Source organism: Streptococcus mitis subsp. hohhotensis (assembly GCF_020089495.2).
GTDB classification, from domain to species: domain Bacteria; phylum Bacillota; class Bacilli; order Lactobacillales; family Streptococcaceae; genus Streptococcus; species Streptococcus hohhotensis.
The window spans coordinates 1-23,147 of the sequence record NZ_JAIRCA020000011.1 but is presented as its reverse complement, the minus strand read 5'-3'; the positions used below and the strand labels follow the sequence as shown (position 1 = coordinate 23,147).

The following is a 23,147-nucleotide window of genomic DNA, read 5'->3' as shown; positions in this document are numbered from 1 at the left end:
AGAAAGCAATCTGTTTTTCAATTTCATTTTCAATTACTTATCATTTTATTCTTCAAAATCAAAGCCATACAAGGTTGCAAAATAGTCCTCAGGGCGCTCTGCACGGCGGATTTGACGGGCTTTACCTTCTTCGGTATAGAGGATTTCCGCAGAACGAAGTTTGGCGTTGTACTGGTAGCCCATTGAAAAACCGTGGGCACCTGTATCATGAATCATCAGCAAATCACCGATTTCTGTATGAGGTAACTCGCGATTCACTGCAAATTTATCATTGTTTTCGCAGAGTGAACCGACCACGTCTACTACTTCAGCTGGTCCATCTGGGTGAGTCAGATTGGTGATATGGTGATAGGCTCCATACATAGCCGGACGCATGAGGTTGACTGCTGATGCATCCACACCTAGATAGGTACGGTAAGTTTTCTTCTTATGAGTGACTCTTGTGACGAGAGCTCCATGAGGGGCTAACATAAAGCGACCCAATTCTGTGAAAATCTTGACCTCACCAAGACCAGCTGGCGTAAGAACTTCTTCATACACCTTACGAACTCCCTCACCAATCAAGGCGATGTCATTTGGTTCCTGGTCTGGACGATAGTTAACACCAATACCACCAGAAAGATTGATAAAGTCTAGAGAAATGCCCAACTTTTCCTTGATTTCAACAGCCAATTCAAAGAGCTGACGCGCTAACTCTGGATAGTAGAGATGGGTCACGGTATTGGATGCTAGGAAAGAATGAATTCCAAAGGTCTTAGCTCCTTTTTCCTTCAAGATAGCAAAGGCTTCAAAAAGCTGGTCCTTAGTCATCCCAAACTTGGCTTCTCCAGGATTGTCCATAATGTCTGTCCCCAGTTCAAAAACACCGCCAGGATTGTAACGACAAGAGATGATTTCTGGAATGCCTGCTGCACGCTCTAGATGTTCAATATCTTCAAAGGCATCCAAGTTAATGGTCGCACCCAATTCACGCGCATAGGCATATTCCTTATCTGGCGTATTGTTTGAAGAGAACATAATCTCAGAACCTGGAAAATCCAGTTTATGGCTCATTAAAAGCTCTACATAACTAGAGCAGTCCACACCACAGCCTTCCTCTTGAAGAATTTTCAAGATAGCTGGGGTTGGAGTAGCCTTAACTGCAAAATATTCCTTAAAACCCTTGTTCCACGAAAAGGCTTGGTTGACAGCTCTTGCCTTCTCACGAATTCCCTTCTCATCATACAAGTGAAAGGGAGTTGGGAACTCGGCAACAATCTCTTCTAAGTCTTCTTTATTGATAAATGGTGTTTTCATAAGCTTCCTTCTATTCTATTTGCAAAGAAAGGCTGGGACAATCGTTCCAACCTTTAGTTCTATCTCTTATTTATCTTCGTCAAAGATATTGCCAACCTCAACATCGATGGCTTGGTTCTTGACATCAATATTGGTTACCTTCAAGAGTGACTTGTAGTCAAACTGCTTTTCACGTTCTTCTTGGGCATTGTCCGCAAAGACCGCTACACCTGCCAATTCTGAATCAAACTCACGCAAGAGACTAATCATCCCGTTGACCGTTCCTCCGCCTTTCAAGAAGTCATCTACAATCAAGACACGGCTGCCTGCCTTGAGACTGCGTTTTGAAAGGAACATTTTCTCAATACGGTCACCACTTGAACCGGATACATAGTTGACGCTGACTGTTGAACCTTCGGTAATTTTCAGGTCACGGCGTACAATGACAAAAGGAACATTGAGGACATTGGCAACTGCATTTGCAAGTGGAACACCCTTAGTCGCTACTGTCATAACCGCGTCAATTTTTTGATCCATAAAGCTCTTGGCAATAATACGTCCAATATTTTTCAAGATAGCTGGTGTGCTAAGCAAATCAGACAGGTAGATGTAGCCACCTGGCAAGATACGGTCACTTTCTGATAACTTAGCACGCAAGTCCTCAACCATTTCCTTGGCATCATGGCTTGAGATTGATGGTGTGAAGATGACACCTCCACCAGCCCCAGTCACAGTCTGAATATGACCGATTTCGATTTCCTCAAAGGCGCGTTTGATAATGACTATATCTTCTGAGATGGATGATTTAGCAGATTCATACTTTTCAGCAAAAGTATTGAGACTAGTCAGTTTATAAGGATTATTAATCAAATAGTTGGAAATGACAACCATCCGATCACTTCTTCTTAATTTCATTTCTATTTCCTATTCCATTTTTATTCAAAAAATCAAAAAGCAAACTAGAAAGCTGGTCGCTGACGATTCAAAACACTGTTTTGAGATTGTCGATAGAACTGACAAAGTCTGTAATATACCTACATATATACATACGACAAGGCGATGTTACCCTAGTTTGAAGAGATTTTCGAATAGTATTCATTTTTGTCTTTTACTTATTATACCATATTCACATAAAAAAACGAACATTCTTGTCCTAAAAAATGCTCATTTTTCTTAAATTATTAATCTAAATCTGGTTTATAGAAGGAACGATTGTCCATAGCGAAGATTTTATTGGTCATCTCTCCCTTATCCACCAAAGCCAGAGCTGTTGACATCATCATCATGCTTGCATCCAGATTATCAATCATATGGATAATCTCTGCTTCCATAATGCGTGGACGGACTGGACTTCCATACTCAAGTAAGCCGTGGTGACTAAGGATGACGTGACGAAGCAGAACGACTTCTTCCTTGGTATCATCAATACCGAGTTCCATAACTGTCTTGGTAATTTCGCTATCAATTAGAGCGATATGTCCAAGAAGATTACCTCGTACTGTATACTCAGTCTGGTCTGGTCCCGTCAACTCGATAACTTTAGCCAAGTCATGCAGCATAATCCCCGCATAAAGCAGGCTCTTATTGAGCTGAGGATAGATTTCGCTAATGGCATCTGCCAAACGCACCATGGTTGCCGTATGATAGGCCAAACCCGTTTCAAAGGCATGGTGATTAGTCTTGGCAGCGGGATAGGAGTAAAATTCCTTATCATACTTGGTGTAAAGCTTTCGAACAATCCGTTGCCAAACAGGATTTTCAATTTTAAAAATCATTTGCGACATGTAGTCACGGATTTCCTTGACATCAACTGGCGACTTGACCTTGAAATCAGCTGGGTCATTGGGTTCGCCAGGTTGAGGCAGGCGAAGGGTAATTTGATTGACTTGAGGGGTGTTGTTATAAACTTCTCGGCGTCCTTTCATGTGGACAACCTTACCTGCGGTAAAGGCCTCAACGTTATGAGGTTGGGCATCCCAGAGTTTCCCTTCAATCTCACCACTATCATCTTGGAAGGTAAAGGCTAGGTAGTTTTTCCCAGCTCGAGTTTGCCTCAGGTCAGCTGACTTGATTAGGTAAAAGCCTTCAAACAGCTCATCTTTTTTCATGTGACTAATCTTCATATTCTTCCTCATTTTCTTGGAAATGGAGTAGATCAAGCGCAGGCTCACCTTCTGACAACTCAATGTGACGGAGCGTCCGCTCGATAGCTATGGTACGACGGTTTAATAATTCATCAATATTGCCAGAGGCATGTTGGAGATGTTTTTGTGCCTTGACCAGAATACCACCAAACTTGCCAAACTCAGTCTTTACACTGGCAAGGGTCTTACTGATATGGTCGGCACTCTTTTGGATATTGAGAGTCTTGAAGCCAACTGATAGAGAGTTAAGCAGGGCTGATAGGGTACTTGGTCCTGCGACAATAATCTGCTCCTCCCGCCTCAAATCATCAAAGAAGACCGGATTGCGAACAATTTCTGAGTAGAGACCTTCTGTTGGCACAAACAAGACTCCAAAATTGGTCGTCCGAGGTGGTGCTATGTACTTGCTCTTGATATCCTTGGCAAAGCGTTTGACGCTGGCTAGGAGCGACTTACGACAGCGTTCGATCTCGTCCTTGTCACCTGTTTCATAGGCTTCTTCTAGACGGTAATAATCTGCCAGTGGAAACTTAGAGTCAATTGGTAGGTAGACGTATTCCTGATCGCCTTGTCCGGGCAACTTGATGGCATACTCCACTCGTTCACTAGAGTTTTCAACCGTTGCATATTCTCGTTCGTACTGGGCAGGTGTCATAATATCTTCGATGATTTGCCCCAGTTGCAATTCACCCAGAATTCCTCGCGTCTTAGTTCCAGAGAGAACCTTGTTGAGGGCTCCGACATCGCGGGCAACTGTCTGCATTTCTCCAAGACCACGATTGACCGACTCTAGTTGCTTGGAAACTGTCTCAAAGGAAGCCTGTAAGCGTGTCTGCAAGGTCTTTTCTAGTTTTTCCTCGACTGTCTGGCGCATTTGTTCCAAACGTTGCTCATTGGATTCCTGCAGGGCTTGAAGCCGTTGATCAGTCTTGTCTCTAGTTTGCAAGAGATTATCTGTCATTTCTTGACGGACCTGAGTCAGACCTTGGTGCAACTCGATTCGAACTTCTTGCAAGCGGTCGCTAACAGCTACTTCCAGATCTTTTTGATCCAACTGGCTGGCTTGCCTAGCTTGTTCAAAGCGGTAATCCAACTGATCTGACAAATGATCTGCCTGATCCTCCAAGCTCTTACTGAGATGTTTCTCCTGCTTATCCTGCCTCTGCCAAATCAGAAAGAGGCCAGCCAGATTGGCAATCAATAATAGAACAAGTAAACTTTCCATCCTACCTCCTGTCCTTGCTATGCAGCACGACCACATAGCCATCTGGGCAAGTCACCGAAACTTCCCTATCTATATATTCGTTAGAAGCGTACACTTTTTTAAAGAAAAAATTTTCCTCTGTCAACTCATACTTGGCTCCAAGAATGGTCAGCTGGCTATCCCGAACTGGCATAAAGGCTAGATAGTCGTAGTCTGAACGGGGATGTAGCTGACTAGTTCCTTCTGGACAATAGGCAATCAAGTTTTGCCTATCTTCAATCGCTATCTGGCGCATATAAGGCGCCAACTTGGGATTGCTAGGAAGAAAAACATTGGCCAGCATGTGATCAATACGGCCACCCAAAGCACCGAAAATAGTGACCTGAGCCTGAGGATTTTTCTCAAAGATGGTTAAGAGAGCCAATTCCAGATCTGTATCATCCTTTTCTGGTCGGGCTTGGACAAAATGCTGGGCACGTTTTTGAATCACCTGTCGCTCTTCTTCCGTCACAGAATCAAAATCTCCGACTGCTAGAGCAAGAGGTAGTTTTTCCTCCAAGACCCAGAGCGAGCCTCGATCCACACCGACAAAGCTATCAAAGTCCGTCCGATAATGACCGCGGTCTCCTCCTGCAAAAACAGCAACCCTAGTCCAGTTGTTTTCTGAGAGTTTGTACTCGCTCATTGACATCTCCCTTAAAGACATAGGAACCTGCTACAAAAACGGTCGCACCAGCTTCTTTAGCTTGGGCAATAGTTTTATCATCAATCCCACCATCCACTTCAATCTCAAAGTTCAAACCTTTTTCCTCACGAAGTGCAACCAACTCACGGACCTTATCCATGGTCTCTGGTAGAAAGGCTTGCCCACCAAAGCCTGGGTTCACTGTCATGACTAAGACTTGGTCAACTAGATGAAGGACGTGCTTGATGGCTTCAACTGGTGTGCCAGGATTGATAACGACTGAAGGTTTGACCCCTAGAGAACGAATTTTTTGGAGGGCGCCATGAATATGGGGTGTTGCTTCTACATGGATACTGATGATATCTGCACCTGCGCGCGCAAAATCTTCTAAGTGGTGTTCAGGATTCGCCACCATCAAGTGGCAGTCAAAGACCATCTTGCTATGAGGACGCAGACTCTCGACCACACCTGCACCAAAACTGATTTGCGGTACAAAATGACCATCCATAATATCGATATGGGCGTATTCTGCCCCAGTTGCTTCTAGACGTTTGATTTCACGTTCAAAGTTGGCATAATCTGATGCCAGAATTGACGGAGCAATCTTGTATTGAGACATAGGTTTCTCCTTATTTTGGAATTTTTTTGCTGACTTTTTTATAGGTTTCTCTGCGATTTTCAATCTCACTGAGGAATTGCAGGTAGTTGTCAAAACGGAAGGACGCAATGATACACTCTTCTACAGCCGGCTTGACTGCGCAAGACGGCTCATGGGTATGGGTACAAGTACGGAATTTGCAGTCTCGACTGACAGTAGCAATCTCTGGAAAGGCCTGATTAAGGTCTTCCGCCGTTGATACTTCATAGTCCAAGGATGAAAATCCTGGCGTGTCTGCAATTTTACCCCCATTGAGGTTGTAAAAACTAACAGCTCGAGTAGTATGGCGCCCGCGACCTAGACTGTCTGAGATTTCTCCTGTTTCAAGATTGAGGTCTGGTGCGATTTTATTGAGAAGAGTTGATTTCCCAACACCCGTCTGGCCCATAAAGACCGTAACCTTTCCTGTCAACAAGGGCAGGAGTTCCTCTTTACTGGTCACAAAGTCATAGCCAATGTCACCATAGGTCTGCTGATAAAAATCTAATTCTCCTCTATCTTCCAACAAATCCATTTTGGAAATATAAACGATGGGATGAATGCCCTTGTGCTCCAAAAGAACCAAGAACCGATCCAGCAAGTTGCTGTTAAAATCAGGTTCCTTGATGGACATGATTACCACAGCTTGGTCAATATTGACAATAGGCGGACGGACCAGACTGTTTTTCCGTTCGTGAATCTTGAGAATATAGCCTTCTGAATTTTCCTCCGCAGAAAAATCTACCCAATCCCCAACGTAGGGGGTATGGCCTTTTTTACGGAAATTCCCACGCGCCCGTGTTTGATATACCTGACCCTCACTCTCCACATAGTAGAACCCTGCCAAGGCTTTAATGATTTGTCCCTGCATCTTAGAGTCCTTGCCCTTTAAGTGCGTCTGCTAGACTGGCAAATTCTGCCAAGCTAAGAGCTTCCCCACGAACACTCGGTGACAAACCTGCTTGGTCCAAGGCCTTGGTCAATTTATCCTTGACTTCTTCAGTCTTGCCAAAGTAACCTGTCAAATTGTTCCACAAGGTCTTGCGACGATGGGTGAAACTAGCCTTGGAAACCTTAAAGAAGAAATTCTCGTCTTCCACTGCTACGGCTGGCTCTGGACGACGCACCATTTTTAAAATGGCTGAGTCCACATTTGGCGCTGGTACAAAGACCGTACGCGGCACGATAAAGGCAACCTTGGCTGTCATGTAATACTGAACCGCAATCGACAAGCTACCGTAAGCCTTGGTGTTAGGTTGGGCTGAGATACGATCCGCCACTTCTTTTTGCATCATGACCACAAACTCACTAAAAGGAATGCCACTCTCTATCAAGTGCATGAGAATAGGCGTCGTGATATAGTAAGGCAAGTTAGCTACTACCTTGATTGGCAGGTCAGGATTTTTAAAATTTTGGATATGCTGTGCCAAATCAACCTTGAGAATGTCCTCATTGACCACTGTTACATTATCAAAATCACGCAGGGTATCTGCCAAAATTGGCACCAAACGATGATCAATCTCAAAGGCCATGACTTGAGCTGCACGCTCAGCCAAAAATTCTGTCAAGGCACCAATACCTGGCCCGATTTCGATAACATTGACCTGGTCATCAATTTCAGCCGTATCCACGATTTTTTGAAGGATATTGGTATCCGTCAGGAAATTTTGCCCGAAGGACTTTTTAAAGGTAAAACCGTGACGCTCCAGCACTGCCTTGGTCACGCTATAATCTGCAATTCTCATCTATTCTCTTTTCTATTATCTGTTACTACTATTGTAACACATTCCCCTTGTATTTTGGGGTCTGCTTAGCTGTTCTCATAAGATTTCATAGCTTCCTCCACTTCTGCCAAGGTGACCCCGAACAACTCTAGGCGTTTGAGGAGTTGCTTGCCGTTGGAATAGCCAATTCGGAGAGCCTCTCCTAGATATTCTCGTCGCTTACGGCTATCTGCCCCTGCTAGAAAACCAAGGCGAATCAAGTCGCTACGACTGATGTCAAACTGGCTCTCATGTTCAAATTGTTCTGTCACCTGAGCTAGAGCCGTTTTCAGGTCTTCATAGCTGGCATGCTCAATCCCTAGAGACCGCCCCTTGGTCTTGGATTTAGGAACAGCTTCATCTCGTTTGAGGAAGGCATGTTGAACTGTTGGAATAGCCGTCATAATCATGCGCCGAATCCGCTCCCCATTAAAATCTGGGTCTGTAAAGACAATGACTCCATGGCGTTGGTGTATACGCTGAATCCGCTCTATATCCTGGTCATTGATGGCAGAACCTCGAGTCTCATAAGTCTCTACCTCGAAATAACGTTTAAGATTGGCCGTATCGTCGCGACCTTCAACCACGATAACTTGGGAAATTTTCTCTTTCATTACTTACTGTCCAATCCAAAAATGCGCTCTGCATTTGCAGTCGTTGCTGCCGCCAGCTCTTCTGTCGTCATGCCACGCAGATCCGCGATAAAATCTACTACATAGCGAGTATAGGCTGTTTTGTTTTCGCGACCACGTTTAGGAACAGGAGCCAAATAAGGCGCATCCGTTTCCACCAAAATCTTGTCCAAAGGAAGTTCTCTAGCCGCCTCTTGGATATCGGTTACCTTCTTAAAAGTCACCACTCCTGAAAAGGAAATAGTCATACCAAGCTCGACAAGCTTCTCTGCCCATTCAAGAGTTCCTGAGAAAGAATGCATGATGCCACCACGAGGACCAACTCCCTCGCTCTTGATAATCTCATAGGTATCTTCCAGCGCATCACGGGTATGGACCACAAAAGGTAAATCCAAGTCCTTAGATAACTGAATCTGACGGCGAAAAACCTGCTCCTGCACTTCTTTGGGCGCTGTCATCCAATGGTAGTCCAAACCAATCTCACCCAAGGCAACAATCTTGGGATGTTTTAACTTATCCAACAAGTAAGCCTCGACTTCCTCCGTATAAGTCCCTGCCTCTGTCGGATGCCAACCTATTGTCGCATAAAGTTGATCATATTCATCCACCAACTCCAAAGCACGTTCAATCGTTGGTTCATCAAAACCAACAATATTCATCTGTGTCACACCCATCTCCGCAGCCAAGGCAATTTCTTCTGCCTCACGACCTGCAAATTCTTCTACATTCAAGTGTGTATGTGTATCAAAAATATCCAAACTATATTTCCTTCTCTTTCCTCAATGTTCTTTAACTACCAAAAGAAAAGACTTTCTCTCTTCTATACTTCCCTATATTTCCTCTAGTTTCTATTCACTTTGGTTAGTGCTTGGTTAGTTCTATGGTTAGCATCTACAGATGAATTTGATTAAGTTTCTCTCTCAATTCATCCTGTATATTTTTTGTTACATGACTATAGATCTTTAAAGTGATAGATTCATCTCTATGTCCAACTCGCTCCATAATAGCCTTTATGGGTATTCCTAGTTCAGCCAACAAACTAATATGCGAATGTCTAAGCATGTGAATATTATAGGATCTGTGTCCACCTAACACTGCTTCACAAATATTTTTGATAAATCTATATAACAAAGGCTGTCTCATAATGTTACCCTGCTCAGTCACAAAGATGAACTCCTCATCAAAACAGTTACTACGAAAGTACTCGATAATTTCCAAGCAACGTTCACTTAGTACTATCGTCCTTACAGAACCTACTGTTTTCGTTGTCTGTAAGATTCTCTCATCATATCCATGAGCAACATAATCTATAGTATGATCAATTGTTAAAAGATTCGCTTTGAAGTTTACATCTTGATAGCGAACCCCTATAAATTCTGCGAAACGAAGACCAGTTAAAAAGATAAATTCCATTGCCAAAGCATAACGCTTATCTTTATTGTGACTTTCACAATACGATAAAACCTGTCCTAGTTCCTCTCTACTAATGAAATTATCCTTAGCTTTTTGCAACTTCTCATAGTCCGCTTTCTGCTTCGGAATTACCACCCCTTTAACTGGAGAATCAGAAATATATCCGACCTTTACAGCATAATTAAAGAGACCATTCAAATATATCTTTCGATTTTTTCTCGTTGAATTTTGAACATTCAAATTCATTAGATATGTTTGAACTAGCTGAGTAGTATAATCTGATATTCTCAAATTTCCTACTGTTTCCATGAAAAGTTCTAAACTTTTCATCTCACTTCGATAACTAGAAGATTTTATCTCACTGGAACGAATCGTTTTCCACTCATCCAATAGTTGACTAAAATTTTTTTCTTCTAGTTGTTTCTTTTCAACTTCCTCTTTTGTAGGCGCGGTTAGGATTTTTTCAATTTTTAGCGCTAAACGACGTTTTGCTTCTGCTTGAGAAACTCTAGATTTTGATTTTAGAGTCACAGAGACTTGTTTCCACTTTTCCTCTCGTTCATGATAGAATTTTTCATAATAACGGTATTTCCCATTATCCAATTCTTTAAAAAACATTTTTTCTCCTTGTACTTTTTAAAGCAAAGGAAAGCTATGTAGCATAGCTTAATTATAACATAACTACATAGCTTCCTCATATTTCTTTTGTTTATACTGCAAAAATTCCTTATAGCCTTCAACATCTATATAGACCCTCTTATGAGAAGGCTTTAAAATGTATCCTTGGAATTTTTTATTTCGTCGCATCTCTGTTAGATCATTGTTTAGGGTTTTTAGTGGAATATCAAATAATTCCGCAATCCCTCTCTTACTTTTATATATATTTTCCATAAATTCTCCTATTTTGATATAATAGGGATGATAAGAGACAATTTCTTTTATCACCTACTTAGCTTGTCAGTTGCCTCGCTAAAAGTATCTGACAGGCTTTTTATGTTATCGTAAAACTCCGTTGTATATTCTTTCACACCATAAGGAGTTTCATGTTTTGTGGTACGAGAAAATGTCGGAGGACTGTTAATCTTATAAGTTTCCATAAGCTCACCCTTTGTTGTTGTAATTTCCAAAGGCTTTTCAATTCCTCTACTGGTACGATAAATACGAATCCCTTTTGGATACATATATAAGCGTGCCCCTTTTACTGTTGATTTCTTATCTGAGCTTTCGTCTCCGATTTGTAAATTTGATAGGTAGGCTATCAAATAGTTCCCAACTTTATCTGCCCTTCTCAAGCGCTTGGTCTTGGTAAACCCTTTCCCCCAAATATTAGCTAATATATCATTAGGAACTGATAAAGTAGTATCATTCTTCATTAGAACATGTAGGTGCCATCTTGCACTTGCTTGTGGTTCGATTACCGTAATGTACTCAACATGACCGTATTTTTTTCTAAAACGACGAATAAATGACTTGAAATCGTGATAGACTTCTTGAGGATTTGTTACATGTTTTCTATAAGTCAATGTTATCCATAGCTGGTTGATACCTCCCGTAAAATTGTGAGCCACTAGGCGGCGTATTTTTTTCATAGTCTGTTTAGTAGACTTCAAATTATCAAGTCGTGTACTACCAGAAGTATCCATTTCATGAATTTCTCCAGTCTCAAGATTTACGTAACGCTTGCCTTCTATCACTTTGATAGTTTGTTCTTGTTGACCGTTAGCGGTTGTCATTTCAAGCGTATTACCATACACGTAACTTTTTACAATTTTACCAAGTTCTATTCGTTCCATGTTTTATACCTATAAAAATATGTTTTGTGCTTTTGTATGACGCTTATCAAGTTAAGGCGTCGCACTATTGATGATTAAATTCAGATTTATTCCATGATTTATTGACAATAGGGACCCTAAGATTATAAAACTGATTGTGTCGGCACGGCGAACAAAGTTCGACCGCACCGCCCCAACCAGTCTAATCTATCTTAGCCTATTATCAACAACTTTCACGGCATAAAGAATTTAACCATCTAAGACCACGGATGTTTCAATTTGAACAACGCCCCTTTAATCGTTCGTTTATCTGATTCATTACATATGATGAATACTAGATAGCGTAACCCATGCTTTACATATAGATCAGCAAGACCATGAAGAGCATATTTGTGCAAATAAAAGATCCAAGTATCCTTTATTCTTAATAGAACATCTGAATCTATCTCTCCAAACACTTGAAACCGGAAAACTACACATCTTGCTCCAAATTCTCGAATCCCATAGTTATCAATTGCACATATAGGAACTCTTTCATCTGCTACATGCACTCTCTGAATTGACTTGCTTCCATCAATTTGATCAACTTCCTGATCCTCATAAATCGGAGCTAGTGTATAAACAAACTGATTTTCTTGAATATTTTCTTTCACTAATTCTACGAGTGCGTTTTGCGTAGTAACTATAAATCTATCCCAGTTTTTTTGCTTTTCTTCAACTTGGACTTTCCTCTGGTACTCCTGAAGTTTTCTACTACATAGGTGATAAACTTCCTTAATACCTTCAAAAACCTTCGTAGGTATTTCCTCGATAAACGATGGCATATTGATCTCCTTTATAGTCTTATAGTTCGACGACTTCATTGACTTTTGCAGTCAAACTAAGCTGATTACGATACTCTCCGTACACAACTGCCTTCTCAATGCCTACAATTTCTACTGCTGTGAGCATTGGTTGAAACGAGTCATAATCCTTCAACGATGCATGTGGAACTTTTACAGTAAGTTGCTCTCCGAGATTAGTTTTTTCGTTCTGGTATTCACTATTATCTTTGTAAATGAGAAGTGAAACCTTTATTCCTTTTTCAATTTCTGGACCAGTCTCACTTCTTTCTATCCACCTTGTAGCGGAAATAAAGCGTAACTCTTTGTGAGAAAGAAACAACTGAGCATTGAACTCTGTGAAATGTGATAAATTTTTAAGTGCCATAACTTAAAACCTATTTTCTAAATTTAAAAGTAAATCATCTACTTTTAATTAAATAAACACTGTGACGATTACAGATAACAACATTTAAAATTACACCTCCTTATCTATAAGGAGAAATTTCACCAGAATTCGGATGAAATTTTAAATTTATAATTCTTTTCGTAGAGTATCTATAATGCGCTCATAGTGTTTTTTGACAGTTTTGTCACTAAGTCCAACTTCTTTTGCAAGACTTGAGTACGATCTACCTTCAACCACTCCATGTAGAATTTCTCTATCTCTTTCACTCAATATCTTCTCAATAGCATCCTTTATAATAGCAATTTCTTCTTTTTTAATTAAGAGCGACAATGGATCATTATAATCTGCTATCGTATCTAATAAAGAACCTTTAGCAATTGAACTACTGTCTAAACTACACAGACCGTACGATCTATCTTTTCTACATAAATTCTCATAAGACTGGTTTAATAAGTTATCTACCTTTTTCCAATCGTCAGTAAGTATAGCTCTTTGAATCGCTTCTTCTCTACGTTGTTCTACTTTTTTTAAATCTACCATATGTTGGTACCTCCTGCTAGGGTTTACCAACTATACAGAGTTTGTCTCTTCACGCTATCGCCAGTGGAAAAAACTTAGTAGTCATTTTAGATAGAAACAGTCAGATGTATAAAAAAAATAGCAGTTATACAAAATCGTATAACTGCTATTTTTTAGAGCCAAATCTATATGCTATTTGTCTTTTTTATTCAATTATTCTTTTAGTTCTACTTTTTCTAGTTCCATTACTGCGTTATTTTCTTTATTTGAGGTATCATTCTTCAAAAATCCTATGAATACTTTCTTACCATTTTCAACCGGGATATAGAATTGCACTCTATCTAAATCAACATATATTTTTTCTGTATCCTTTATCTTATATCCTCTACTTTCCATGATTGCGATAATTTGTTCTTTTGTTTTCAAATCCTTAACAGTATTAGTAAATGACTCATATGAAGTTAAATAAATCACCTTATCTCCTACAATAATTCTATCACTTGAAAATTTAATATTAGGTAATCTATCTATATTTTTTTGATCTTCTTCCACAGAGCCTTTAGTTCCATAAACCTTCGTAACACGATAAGTTCCGCTAATTTTTGTGTTTACTAATGGTACTAACTCATATGGTACAGATGTATTCTCACCAATTATATCAAGATATACCATCTTATGTTGATCTATCTTATACAGGATTCTTCCGTAACGTTCTTGGTCTTTATTATCAAGTAATGAAATAAACTTCAAATCTTCTTTTTTGATATCACTATTTTTTAATATCTCGAAATTTTTCTTAAATGATTTGACGATATCTTCTTCCGAAAGTTTAGTTTTTGTGATATTTTTAAAATCAGAATATGAATCATGAATAGTTACATCATAATTAAATACTTCATTATTTTTTAGCATATAATCAATTTTTAATTTTTCTGAACCTGAAAATTCCCAAACACTAGTTTTAAGCCCTACTGAACCCCACTTCTTATCAAATAAATTATCACTTGATGAATTTTCGGAAAAATAATTAGATATACTTATACCTGCAGCAGCAAAGATTCCCAATATAACAATCGTAAGTAATATGACTTTCACTAAACTAAATTTTTTAGTTTTCTTGCCATTCTTATTATCCTTTTTACCTTCTTCGTTTTTCTTCTTTCTCATATATCTTATCCTCCTTGATTTTAGTATCCATTCTATTAGCAAAACCTGAGTTTATTTCTTAATAATCTATGCTATTTAGATATTTTTGAAATTCCTCTTTTTTCATGTACTGTGGACTAGGCATCTCAGGTATATTCTCAATATCTTCAATGATATTTGAAACAACTTCCAAGGCAATCCAATTAAAATTGGACTGTTTTTCTACTTTTTCATTTATATTTCTCCACTCTGTTGGAACCATATACGAGGAATCTTCTGGCAGTTTAGGATATGTCCCTTTTTCAATAATTTTAGAAAGAAATCCGTATTCTCCATTTGGTAATATTAGTAACACATAATCAACATTTCTCTGGTACAACTTCGATTTTGTCGTAAATAAAACTTTTCCACCATTATTTTTTGCAAAATGATAGTGAGCTTCTAAGTTACCTAGCTGAGAATATTTCTTCTCACCATTTCCCATATCCCATTCTTGTAATTTATACACAGCTATTTCTTCTGTCATATTACTACTCCAATTGTATTGTTTTTTATCTATTTTAACACAAAAAGGTACATTACGCTATACTATATTGTTTTTTTAGATAGTTAATTGTACTTAAAAAATCATATAAAGGATAGTAGAATAGTACAAAAGAGGAAATTACGGATGGAAGCTAATCAATTACAAAAATACATAGCAGAGCGTATAAGAGAATGTCGAAAAGAACAGAATCTTAGCCAAGAACAATTATCTAATCAAGCCGGACTAGGTGTTAAGGCAATACAAAACATAGAGAATATGAAATACGATTTTAAAATACACACACTTGAAAAGGTTCTTACAGCTTTAGGCATGACCGTAGAAGACTTCTTTAATTTCCCACTTTCAAATAATTCCGTCCCCATCACTACATTGATTGACAACATCTCAGATTTATCACACACAAAAAAATTAAAAATCATTTCTTTGTTCAATGAAATTGTCAAAAATATAGATTAAAAGAGGAACTCTCAATGAATTCCTCTTTTTGTATGCTACTTTATCTTTCCTTTGGTTAGTTTTATGGTTAATTTGTGTCTCTATAATGTCATGTGTCCTTAAACTGTACTCCAAACACTCTAAGTATGTGTATCAAAAATCATCTCTTCTAACCTCGTTTTCTATCTTCTATTATACCAAAAAACTGCCCTCTCTCCTCATCTGTACAAAATATTCTAAAATCCATCGTCGTCTCTTGACGCTATTTTCCCAAAGCAGTATAATAGCACTTATTGAAATTTTCAGAAAAGGAAAATACCATGTTTACAAAATTAAAACAGACCTTTATAGGCCGTCCTCTTAAGTCCTTAACAGAAGGCGAGGGAGGTCTGCTGGGAAAAATGCAGGCCTTAGCCATGTTATCAAGCGACGCTCTATCTTCCATTGCCTATGGGCCTGAGCAAGTAGTCCTCGTCTTGGCTAGTCTCTCTCCACTTGCTATATGGTGGAGCCTTCCTATCGGCCTTTTTGTCCTCCTACTCCTAGCCAGTCTGACTGTTTCCTACCGTCAAATCATCCACGCCTACCCTCAAGGGGGAGGGGCCTATATGGTTACTCGAGAAAATCTATCGCCCGAGCTAGGCTTGATTGCTGGAGGTAGTCTGCTGGTTGACTACATGCTGACTGTGGCGGTATCTGTATCATCTGGAGCTGACGCTATCACAGCAGCCCTCCCTGCCCTTCACCCTTACAACCTCCATATCTCCATTTTTCTAGTTTGCTTGCTCATGCTCTTGAACTTACGGGGGTTGAAAGAATCTGCCAGTTCACTGATGATTCCTGTCTATCTCTTTATCATCAGTACTGTCTTTCTCTTACTCTATGGAATCTTTCAACTAATGACAGGTACTCTCAGCTATCAGGCGACTTCTCCTATTGGGCATGCTGTACCGAGTCTGTCTATCGTTCTCATTCTAAGAGCCTTCACCAGCGGCTCTGCCTCTCTAACAGGGGTTGAAGCTATTTCAAATGCCGTTCCCTTTTTCAAGGCTCCAAAAGAAAAGAATGCAGCTCAGACCTTGACCATTATGTCACTGATTTTAGGTTTTCTTTTTGCTGGTATCACCTTCCTAAACTACTGGATGGGGATCATGCCTCAACACGGAGAAACTATTCTTTCACAGATGGCTCAAGGTATCCTTGGTACTTCCTTCTTAGGCCACCTTGGCTATTATATCTTCCAATTCTCCACAGCCTTGATTTTGGCCGTAGCTGCAAATACCGGCTTCTCAGCCTTTCCTATGCTGGCTTACAATATGGCTAAAAACAAATACATGCCCCATCTCTTTATGGAAAAAGGAGATCGCCTAGGCTACTCTAATGGAATTTTAACTCTGGCTTTTGGTGCTATGATTCTTCTTCTCATTTTTAATGGCAATACCGAACGTTTGATTCCTCTTTATACTATCGGGGTCTTCGTTCCCTTTGCCCTTTCTCAGACTGGGATGATTCGCCATTGGAAAAAAGAAAAAGGGGCAAATTTCTTAAAACCTGCCCTTGCCAATATCCTTGGAGCTATCATTTGCTACGCTATCGTGTTGATCCTGCTCTTTTTCCGTCTCAGTGATATCTGGCCTTTCTTCCCGATTATTCTCGTACTCACCCTACTCTTCTTGGCGATTCACAGTCATTACCAAAAAGTGGCCCAACAACTACGACTATATGAAGGCATCGAAAAACGTACCTACGATGGAAATCTAGTTCTCGTCCTAGTAGGGAATGTCACCCGTGTAAGTGTTGGAGCCATTAACTACGCTCAAAGTATTGGTGATGAAGTCTTAGCCATGCACATTTCTACTAAGGAAACAGCAGAAAAAGATCAAGAAATTCTCCAAGAATTTGCCGATTACTTCCCAACCATTACTCTGAAAAATATCAAAACCAGCTACCGCGACATCATCACCCCTACTGTTAAGTATGTCAAACGGATCTCTGAGGATGCCCAGAAAAAGAACTATACAGTCACTGTCCTGGTACCCCAGTTTATCCCTAATAAACCTTGGCAAAATATCCTACACAATCAAATGAGCCTCAAACTCAAATACGCCCTCCGTTGGCACCAAGATGTCGTTGTCGCTAGCTACTCCTATCACTTAAAAGAATAAATAAAAGGCCCTACCAGAACCAAGAAGCGTCTGGTAGAGCCTTTTTCTGAATCCAGCCACTATGCTTAACTGAAAAGCATGACTAGGAATATTATTGAATGTGGTTAGCTAAATCTTCCTGAGCTTTTTTATTTGACTCAGCTTTTTCTTTCAGCCATTTTTCGTAGAGTTCTTGGTACTGTTTAGCAGTTACTGGCTCTTTTTGCAATTCAACATATTTGTAGTTGTCCGCATTTCCTTTATGACCAACAAATGAGAATGGGCCTGTAAACGGTACAGTCTTACGGAAGATTGGGTTGGCTCCGCCACTTTGAACTGGTAGGAAGAGGGCACTATCTGTCAACCAAGCTTGGGCTTCAGCGTATTTTTCATAGCGAGCTTGAGTATCTGTGATTTCCGCATCTGCCTGATCCAAGAGTTTCTTATAGTCAGAAAGACCAATCTTATCCTTGACTTCCTTGTCTTTTCCTTCAGACAAGCCCATGTTTTTCAACTGAGAACCTGTCTCTGGATCAAGGATAGCTAGATAAGTCTTCGGATCTGAGTAGTCTCCACCCCATCCTGAAATGTCGATATCGTAGTCTTTTTGTTCTGCTGTATCTGCAAAGTAGGTTGCTTGGTCTTTTTCATCTGGAGAAAGTTGGATAACATCGATGACTACATTCTCCTTACCAAGAGTGGTTTCTACTGTTTGCTTGAAGGAACCAGCCTGTTGCACATCTAATTTAGCAGTCTGGTCAACTGGCATATCCAAATGAATTGGGAAGGTTACTCCCTGTGCTTGCAGACTTTCTTTGGCCTTAGCAAACTTCTCTTTGGCCTTGTCAGGGTTCAAGAAGGCTTGCTTACCATCGTTTAGGTTGATATTTGCCCAATCTTTACCGTAGTTGACAATTTTCTCATTGACAATGTCACCAAAGTTCTTATCGCCAACTTGGACAAAGTTACTTGGTGTAACCGTGTTACGCAAGATACGGTCTGCTCCATCTTCACCATTTGTCTGTGCTGCATAAGCATGACGGTCAAAGGCAAAGTTGATAGCCTGACGGAAATCTTTATTCTGCATAGCTGCGCGTGAATCTGTCTTTTCCTTATCAGACTGTTTCATAGTCTGCTTGTAGCTTTGACGATTGACGTTGAAAAGATAATAGAAAGTAACTGAGTTTTGTGGTGTGTAGGTAATCTTGTCCTCATTGCCCTTCTTGAGTTCAGCAAAGACTGAACTTGTTGGGAAGATACGGCCATCTGTATAGTTACCATCCAAGAAACCTCTAGCAATGCTGTCTTGGTCAGAACCGTCAAAGAAAGAGAGTTTCACTTTCTCAATTTTAACATTATCCTTATCCCAGTAATTAGGGTTTTTATCAAACTCAATCAAAGATTTTGATGAGAAAGATTTAAACAAGTACGGACCATTTGACAAGATACTTGATGGTGTCACACTTCCAAAGTCATCTCCCTTAGACTTCAAGAAGGCTTCATTTACAGGATTAAGGATACTTGCTGTTGTTTTAGAGTTCCAATAAGTCTCAGGTTGGTTGAGAGTGTATTGTAGAGTGTAATCATCCACTGCCTTAACACCAACAGTTCCAAAATCGGATGATTGTCCTTCAACATAGTCTGCCAGACCCTTGATAGAGTCTTGTACCAAGTACAAGTTTTCAGCCTTTTTATCAGCCGCATACTTGAGACCTGTCACAAAGTCATGAGCCGTTACATCTGCATACTCTTCTCCTTCAGAAGTGTACCATTTAGCTCCCTGACGGATCTTATAAGTGTAAGTCAAGCCATCTTTTGACACTGTCCATGACTCAGCCATAGAGGGAATGAGATTGCCATACTGGTCATTTTCCAACAAACCATCAATCAAGTTGGTTGTGATACTAGATGTAGAGTCTCGTGTAGAGGTAATGTAATCCAAGGTATCAGGGTTACTGACAAAGATATAAGAGTATGTCTTATCTGCATTGCTTGATTGGGATGACCCACATGCCGCTAGAGCTAGACCTGCTGTCAAAGCCATAGCTCCAAAAAGCATAACTTTTGATTTCTTCATGATTATTCTCCATTTTTTACAGTATGTGAAATATTATACACCATTTGAGCAAAAATATAAAGTCTTTTTGAACTTTTTTACAAAAATAAAAATCAGTAGACTCGAGTTCCTACTGATTTTTGTTATGGTTCGTTTGGATTATGCAGCCAAAACTTTGCGTCCTTTACGACGACGAGCTGCCAATACGCGACGACCGTTTTTAGTTGACATACGGTTACGGAATCCGTGTTTGCGCGCACGACGAAGTTTACTTGGTTGATAAGTACGTTTCACGATGAATACCTCCTCATAGATTTTGTATTCGTTTAGCCGGCTATAAAGTGATCAGTTACTAAACATACTTTACTATTCTATCTGATTCTTTCACTTTTGTCAATAGCTCTAGGCAAATGTTTCCAGCTTTTTCGAATGNAAAAACCTTTATTTGTTATGCAAAAAAATAGAAGATAGGATAGAGAATCACTTTGATGATCTCAATCACACCTCCTATTCAAGTAGTTAGATCACTAACTTAATGACATTGGCAAATTTACTTCCTTTCTATAATTAGTTATTCAAGGCTGCTGCCATTGTAGCTGCAACTTCAGCTTCAAAGTCGTTTGCAGCTTTTTCGATACCTTCACCAACTTCAAAGCGAGCGAACTCAACTACTGAAGCGTTAACTGATTCAAGGTATGCTTCAACTGTCTTGCTATCATCCATGATGTAAACTTGTGCAAGAAGTGTGTAAGCTTGGTCAACTTTAGTGTTGTCAAGCATGAAGCGATCCATTTTACCTGGGATAATTTTGTCCCAGATTTTTTCTGGTTTTCCTTCTGCAGCTAACTCAGCTTTGATATCAGCTTCAGCTTGAGCGATTACTTCATCAGTCAATTGTGCTTTTGATCCATACTTCAAGTGTGGAAGAGCTGGTTTGTTAACCATTGCACGGCTTTCGTTGTCTTGGTCGATTACGTGGTTCAATTGAGCCAACTCATCTTTAACAAATTGCTCATCCAATTCTTTGTATGAAAGAACTGTTGGTTTCATAGCAGCGATGTGCATTGAAATTTGTTTAGCAAGTGCTTCGTCTCCACCTTCGATTACAGAAATAACACCGATACGGCCACCATTATGTTGGTATGCTCCAAAGTGTTGTGCGTCTGTTTTTTCAATCAATGCAAAGCGACGGAATGAGATCTTTTCTCCGATAGTTGCTGTTGCAGATACGTATGCAGCTTCAAGAGTTTCACCTGAAGGCATTGTCAAAGCAAGTGCTTCTTCATTATTAGCAGGTTTTCCTTCAGCAATGACTTTAGCTGTAGTATTTACCAATTCAACGAATTGAGCATTTTTCGCAACGAAGTCAGTTTCAGCATTTACTTCAATAACTGCTGCAACATTACCGTTAACATAAACACCAGTCAAACCTTCTGCAGCAACACGGTCAGCTTTCTTAGCTGCCTTAGCCATACCTTTTTCACGAAGCAATTCAATCGCTTTTTCGATGTCACCGTCTGTTTCTACAAGCGCTTTTTTAGCGTCCATAACACCAGCACCAGATTTTTCACGCAACTCTTTTACAAGTTTAGCTGTAATTTCTGCCATTTTGATTCTCCTATATTTTTTAAAAATAGGAGAGCCGGGCTAAGCCCCGCCCTCCTAGGTAATTACTATTTATATGAATTAAGCGTTGTCGCCTTCTACAACTTCAACGATTTCTTCAATTGAATCTGCTTGAGTTTCTGAAGCTACAAATTCTGCTTCAACTGCTACTGCATCTTCACCTTGACGTCCTTCGATAATAGCGTCAGCCAATTTAGCTGTAATCAATTTAACAGCGCGGATAGCGTCATCGTTAGCTGGGATGATTACATCGATATCATCTGGATCAGTATTTGTGTCAACCATCGCTACAACTGGGATTCCCAATTTCTTAGCTTCTTTAACAGCGATTTGCTCTTTATGTGGGTCAACTACGTACATAACATCTGGGATACGAGGCATGTCTTCGATACCACCCAAGAATTTTTCAAGACGTGCACGTTGTTTATTAAGAAGTGCAACTTCTTTCTTAGGAAGAACTTCGAAAGTTCCATCTTCTTCCATACGTTTAATTTCTTTCAAACGAGCGATACGTTTTTGGATTGTTCCCCAATTTGTAAGAGTTCCACCCAACCAACGGTGGTTGATGAAGTATTGACCTGAGCGTACTGCTTCTTCAGCAACTGCATCAGCCGCTTGTTTCTTAGTACCAACAAACAATACAACTGCATCGTTAGCTGCTGCATCACGCATGAAGTCGTATGCTTGATCAGCGTATTTTACAGTTTGTTGCAAGTCGATAACGTGGATTCCGTTACGCTCTGTAAAGATGTATTTAGCCATCTTAGGGTTCCAGCGACGAGTTTGGTGACCAAAGTGTACACCAGCCTCAAGAAGTTGTTTCATTGAAATTACTGCCATGAGTATTTCTCCTTTTTGTTTTTTTCCTCTTCTTGACTTCAACTCGCAAAACGACCCAAGGGCAACTGCTTCACAATTCATCAAGAATGAGTATTATCGTTCACACGACAAGTTTCATTTTACCATACTTTTTCAATATTTTCAAGCTATTTTGATATAATTTTTAATAGAGATTATCACGGGGTAACTTCTCAAAGTAACTTCCACTCACCTGACCAAAGTGGAAATTAGTCTAAAACGGATTTTTATGGTGGAATTAAGTGTGAGACGTTTGAGTTAGAAATGAGATCTACTATGACAAAACATAAACACCTTACCCTCTCAGACCGTAATGATATCCAATTAGGCTTAGAGCGCGGTGAAACCTTCAAAGCTATTGGACAATCCATTCTAAAAGACCCGACTACTGTTTCCAAAGAAGTCAAACGAAACAGACAAGTCCGAGAGTCTACATGCCATAACCTTCCTTGCCCTTTACTCGATAAGGCTCCCTTTGTCTGTAATGGATGCCCTAAAAGAAGACAGAATTGTGGCTATCAGAAAATCTTATACCTCGCTAAACAAGCTCAAAAACAATACGAACAAACTCTTGTAGAAGCTCGTGAAGGAACTCCTCTCAATTCCAAGACCTTCTGGGACATGGATAAAATCATTTCTGATGGTGTTAAAAAGGGACAACACATCTATCATATCCTCAAAACTCACAACCTTGATGTCAGCTCCTCAACTGTCTATCGACACATCCGAAAAGGATACCTATCTATCGCTCCTATTGACCTAGCCAGAGCCGTTAAATTTAAAGAAAGAAGAAAAAGTAAGCTACCCTCCATCCCTAAAGAAGCCAAAAAAGGCCGTTCCTACGAGGATTTCCTAAATTATTTGGCTCTTAAGCAACTGAATTCTTGGCTGGAAATGGACACCGTTATGGGCAGGATGGGAGGTAAAGTCCTACTCACCTTCAATCTCTCTTTCTGTAACTTTATCTTCGCTAGACTACTGGATAATAAAACCGCCCTTGAGGTTACCAAACATCTCTATGATATCAAGAACACTCTTCACCAAGCGGATAAAGATTTCTT

25 protein-coding genes are annotated in these 23,147 nt (G+C 39.9%); 3 read left to right on the top strand and 22 right to left on the bottom strand.

All coding sequences use genetic code 11. The features are described 5' to 3' along the window. Positions 1-45: 45 nt before the first annotated feature. The 18 genes from K4Z77_RS05850 to K4Z77_RS05765 all read right to left on the bottom strand — a co-directional run bounded on the left by K4Z77_RS05850 (position 46) and on the right by K4Z77_RS05765 (position 14,946). Positions 46-1,296 (bottom strand): diaminopimelate decarboxylase, encoded by a 1,251-nt coding sequence (locus tag K4Z77_RS05850; RefSeq protein WP_224218750.1) that lies wholly within the window; start codon positions 1,294-1,296, stop codon positions 46-48. Positions 1,297-1,362: 66 nt separating this feature from the next. Next, positions 1,363-2,190, bottom strand: a complete 828-nt coding sequence (gene purR / locus K4Z77_RS05845; RefSeq protein ID WP_004238844.1) for a pur operon repressor — start codon at positions 2,188-2,190, stop codon at positions 1,363-1,365. Between the two features lie 266 nt (positions 2,191-2,456). After that, positions 2,457-3,398, bottom strand: a complete 942-nt coding sequence (locus tag K4Z77_RS05840) for a 3'-5' exoribonuclease YhaM family protein (protein ID WP_000703197.1) — start codon at positions 3,396-3,398, stop codon at positions 2,457-2,459. After that, positions 3,388-4,644, bottom strand: coding sequence for a DNA recombination protein RmuC (locus K4Z77_RS05835; protein ID WP_224218749.1), 1,257 nt, complete (start codon positions 4,642-4,644; stop codon positions 3,388-3,390). Before K4Z77_RS05835 ends, K4Z77_RS05840 begins: the two co-directional genes overlap by 11 nt. Before the next feature lies 1 nt (position 4,645). After that, the gene (locus K4Z77_RS05830; protein ID WP_224218748.1) at positions 4,646-5,308 is read right to left on the bottom strand and encodes a thiamine diphosphokinase; all 663 of its coding nucleotides are present in this window, start codon (positions 5,306-5,308) and stop codon (positions 4,646-4,648) included. After that, positions 5,271-5,927, bottom strand: coding sequence for a ribulose-phosphate 3-epimerase (gene rpe, locus K4Z77_RS05825; RefSeq protein ID WP_224218747.1), 657 nt, complete (start codon positions 5,925-5,927; stop codon positions 5,271-5,273). Before rpe ends, K4Z77_RS05830 begins: the two co-directional genes overlap by 38 nt. Positions 5,928-5,937: 10 nt before the next feature. Continuing rightward, complete coding sequence (gene rsgA / locus K4Z77_RS05820) at positions 5,938-6,816, bottom strand: ribosome small subunit-dependent GTPase A (RefSeq protein ID WP_224218746.1); 879 nt, start codon at positions 6,814-6,816, stop codon at positions 5,938-5,940. A gap of 1 nt (position 6,817) precedes the next feature. Further along, positions 6,818-7,690, bottom strand: coding sequence for a 16S rRNA (adenine(1518)-N(6)/adenine(1519)-N(6))-dimethyltransferase RsmA (gene rsmA, locus K4Z77_RS05815; RefSeq protein WP_004255823.1), 873 nt, complete (start codon positions 7,688-7,690; stop codon positions 6,818-6,820). Positions 7,691-7,755: 65 nt separating this feature from the next. Beyond that, a complete protein-coding gene (gene rnmV, locus K4Z77_RS05810; protein ID WP_049541055.1) occupies positions 7,756-8,322 on the bottom strand; it encodes a ribonuclease M5 in 567 nt (188 codons plus the stop codon). Beyond that, positions 8,322-9,092, bottom strand: coding sequence for a TatD family hydrolase (locus K4Z77_RS05805; RefSeq protein ID WP_224218775.1), 771 nt, complete (start codon positions 9,090-9,092; stop codon positions 8,322-8,324). Before K4Z77_RS05805 ends, rnmV begins: the two co-directional genes overlap by 1 nt. 139 nt (positions 9,093-9,231) lie before the next feature. Beyond that, positions 9,232-10,371: a tyrosine-type recombinase/integrase gene (locus K4Z77_RS05800; protein WP_224218745.1), complete on the bottom strand. Its 1,140-nt coding sequence runs from the start codon at positions 10,369-10,371 to the stop codon at positions 9,232-9,234. Positions 10,372-10,434: 63 nt separating this feature from the next. Then, positions 10,435-10,644, bottom strand: a complete 210-nt coding sequence (locus K4Z77_RS05795; RefSeq protein ID WP_084917505.1) for a DNA-binding protein — start codon at positions 10,642-10,644, stop codon at positions 10,435-10,437. 50 nt (positions 10,645-10,694) lie between these two features. Beyond that, complete coding sequence (locus K4Z77_RS05790) at positions 10,695-11,546, bottom strand: rolling circle replication-associated protein (protein WP_101786126.1); 852 nt, start codon at positions 11,544-11,546, stop codon at positions 10,695-10,697. Between the two features lie 236 nt (positions 11,547-11,782). Further along, positions 11,783-12,349, bottom strand: a complete 567-nt coding sequence (locus tag K4Z77_RS05785; RefSeq protein ID WP_101786128.1) for a hypothetical protein — start codon at positions 12,347-12,349, stop codon at positions 11,783-11,785. Positions 12,350-12,368: 19 nt separating this feature from the next. Then, entirely contained in the window at positions 12,369-12,734 is a 366-nt protein-coding gene (locus tag K4Z77_RS05780; protein ID WP_101786130.1) for a hypothetical protein, read from the bottom strand. Between the two features lie 147 nt (positions 12,735-12,881). Next, positions 12,882-13,295: a LuxR C-terminal-related transcriptional regulator gene (locus K4Z77_RS05775; RefSeq protein WP_101786132.1), complete on the bottom strand. Its 414-nt coding sequence runs from the start codon at positions 13,293-13,295 to the stop codon at positions 12,882-12,884. 192 nt (positions 13,296-13,487) lie between these two features. Next, a complete protein-coding gene (locus K4Z77_RS05770) occupies positions 13,488-14,441 on the bottom strand; it encodes a hypothetical protein (protein WP_101786134.1) in 954 nt (317 codons plus the stop codon). 58 nt (positions 14,442-14,499) lie between these two features. After that, positions 14,500-14,946, bottom strand: coding sequence for a hypothetical protein (locus K4Z77_RS05765; RefSeq protein WP_101786137.1), 447 nt, complete (start codon positions 14,944-14,946; stop codon positions 14,500-14,502). A 144-nt stretch (positions 14,947-15,090) separates the two neighbouring features. Between K4Z77_RS05765 and K4Z77_RS05760 the strand changes: the two genes are divergently transcribed. Both K4Z77_RS05760 and K4Z77_RS05755 read left to right on the top strand, forming a co-directional pair. Continuing rightward, on the top strand, positions 15,091-15,423 hold the full coding sequence (locus K4Z77_RS05760; protein WP_101786139.1) for a helix-turn-helix domain-containing protein: 333 nt from the start codon (positions 15,091-15,093) through the stop codon (positions 15,421-15,423). A 299-nt stretch (positions 15,424-15,722) separates the two neighbouring features. Next, complete coding sequence (locus tag K4Z77_RS05755) at positions 15,723-17,567, top strand: APC family permease (RefSeq protein ID WP_224218744.1); 1,845 nt, start codon at positions 15,723-15,725, stop codon at positions 17,565-17,567. Positions 17,568-17,658: 91 nt separating this feature from the next. On the opposite strand, the gene K4Z77_RS05750 is transcribed toward K4Z77_RS05755, so the two are convergent. The 4 genes from K4Z77_RS05750 to rpsB all read right to left on the bottom strand — a co-directional run bounded on the left by K4Z77_RS05750 (position 17,659) and on the right by rpsB (position 22,068). Next, positions 17,659-19,623, bottom strand: coding sequence for a peptide ABC transporter substrate-binding protein (locus K4Z77_RS05750; protein ID WP_224218743.1), 1,965 nt, complete (start codon positions 19,621-19,623; stop codon positions 17,659-17,661). 138 nt (positions 19,624-19,761) lie between these two features. Next, positions 19,762-19,896 (bottom strand): 50S ribosomal protein L34, encoded by a 135-nt coding sequence (gene rpmH, locus K4Z77_RS05745; protein WP_000831905.1) that lies wholly within the window; start codon positions 19,894-19,896, stop codon positions 19,762-19,764. A gap of 273 nt (positions 19,897-20,169) precedes the next feature. After that, entirely contained in the window at positions 20,170-21,210 is a 1,041-nt protein-coding gene (gene tsf / locus K4Z77_RS05740; protein ID WP_064276829.1) for a translation elongation factor Ts, read from the bottom strand. 78 nt (positions 21,211-21,288) lie between these two features. Further along, positions 21,289-22,068: a 30S ribosomal protein S2 gene (rpsB, locus tag K4Z77_RS05735; RefSeq protein ID WP_000268470.1), complete on the bottom strand. Its 780-nt coding sequence runs from the start codon at positions 22,066-22,068 to the stop codon at positions 21,289-21,291. Between the two features lie 294 nt (positions 22,069-22,362). Here rpsB and K4Z77_RS05730 point away from each other — a divergent pair. Next, a partial coding sequence (locus tag K4Z77_RS05730) for a helix-turn-helix domain-containing protein (RefSeq protein WP_224218742.1) occupies positions 22,363-23,147 on the top strand: 785 nt, incomplete at its 3' end.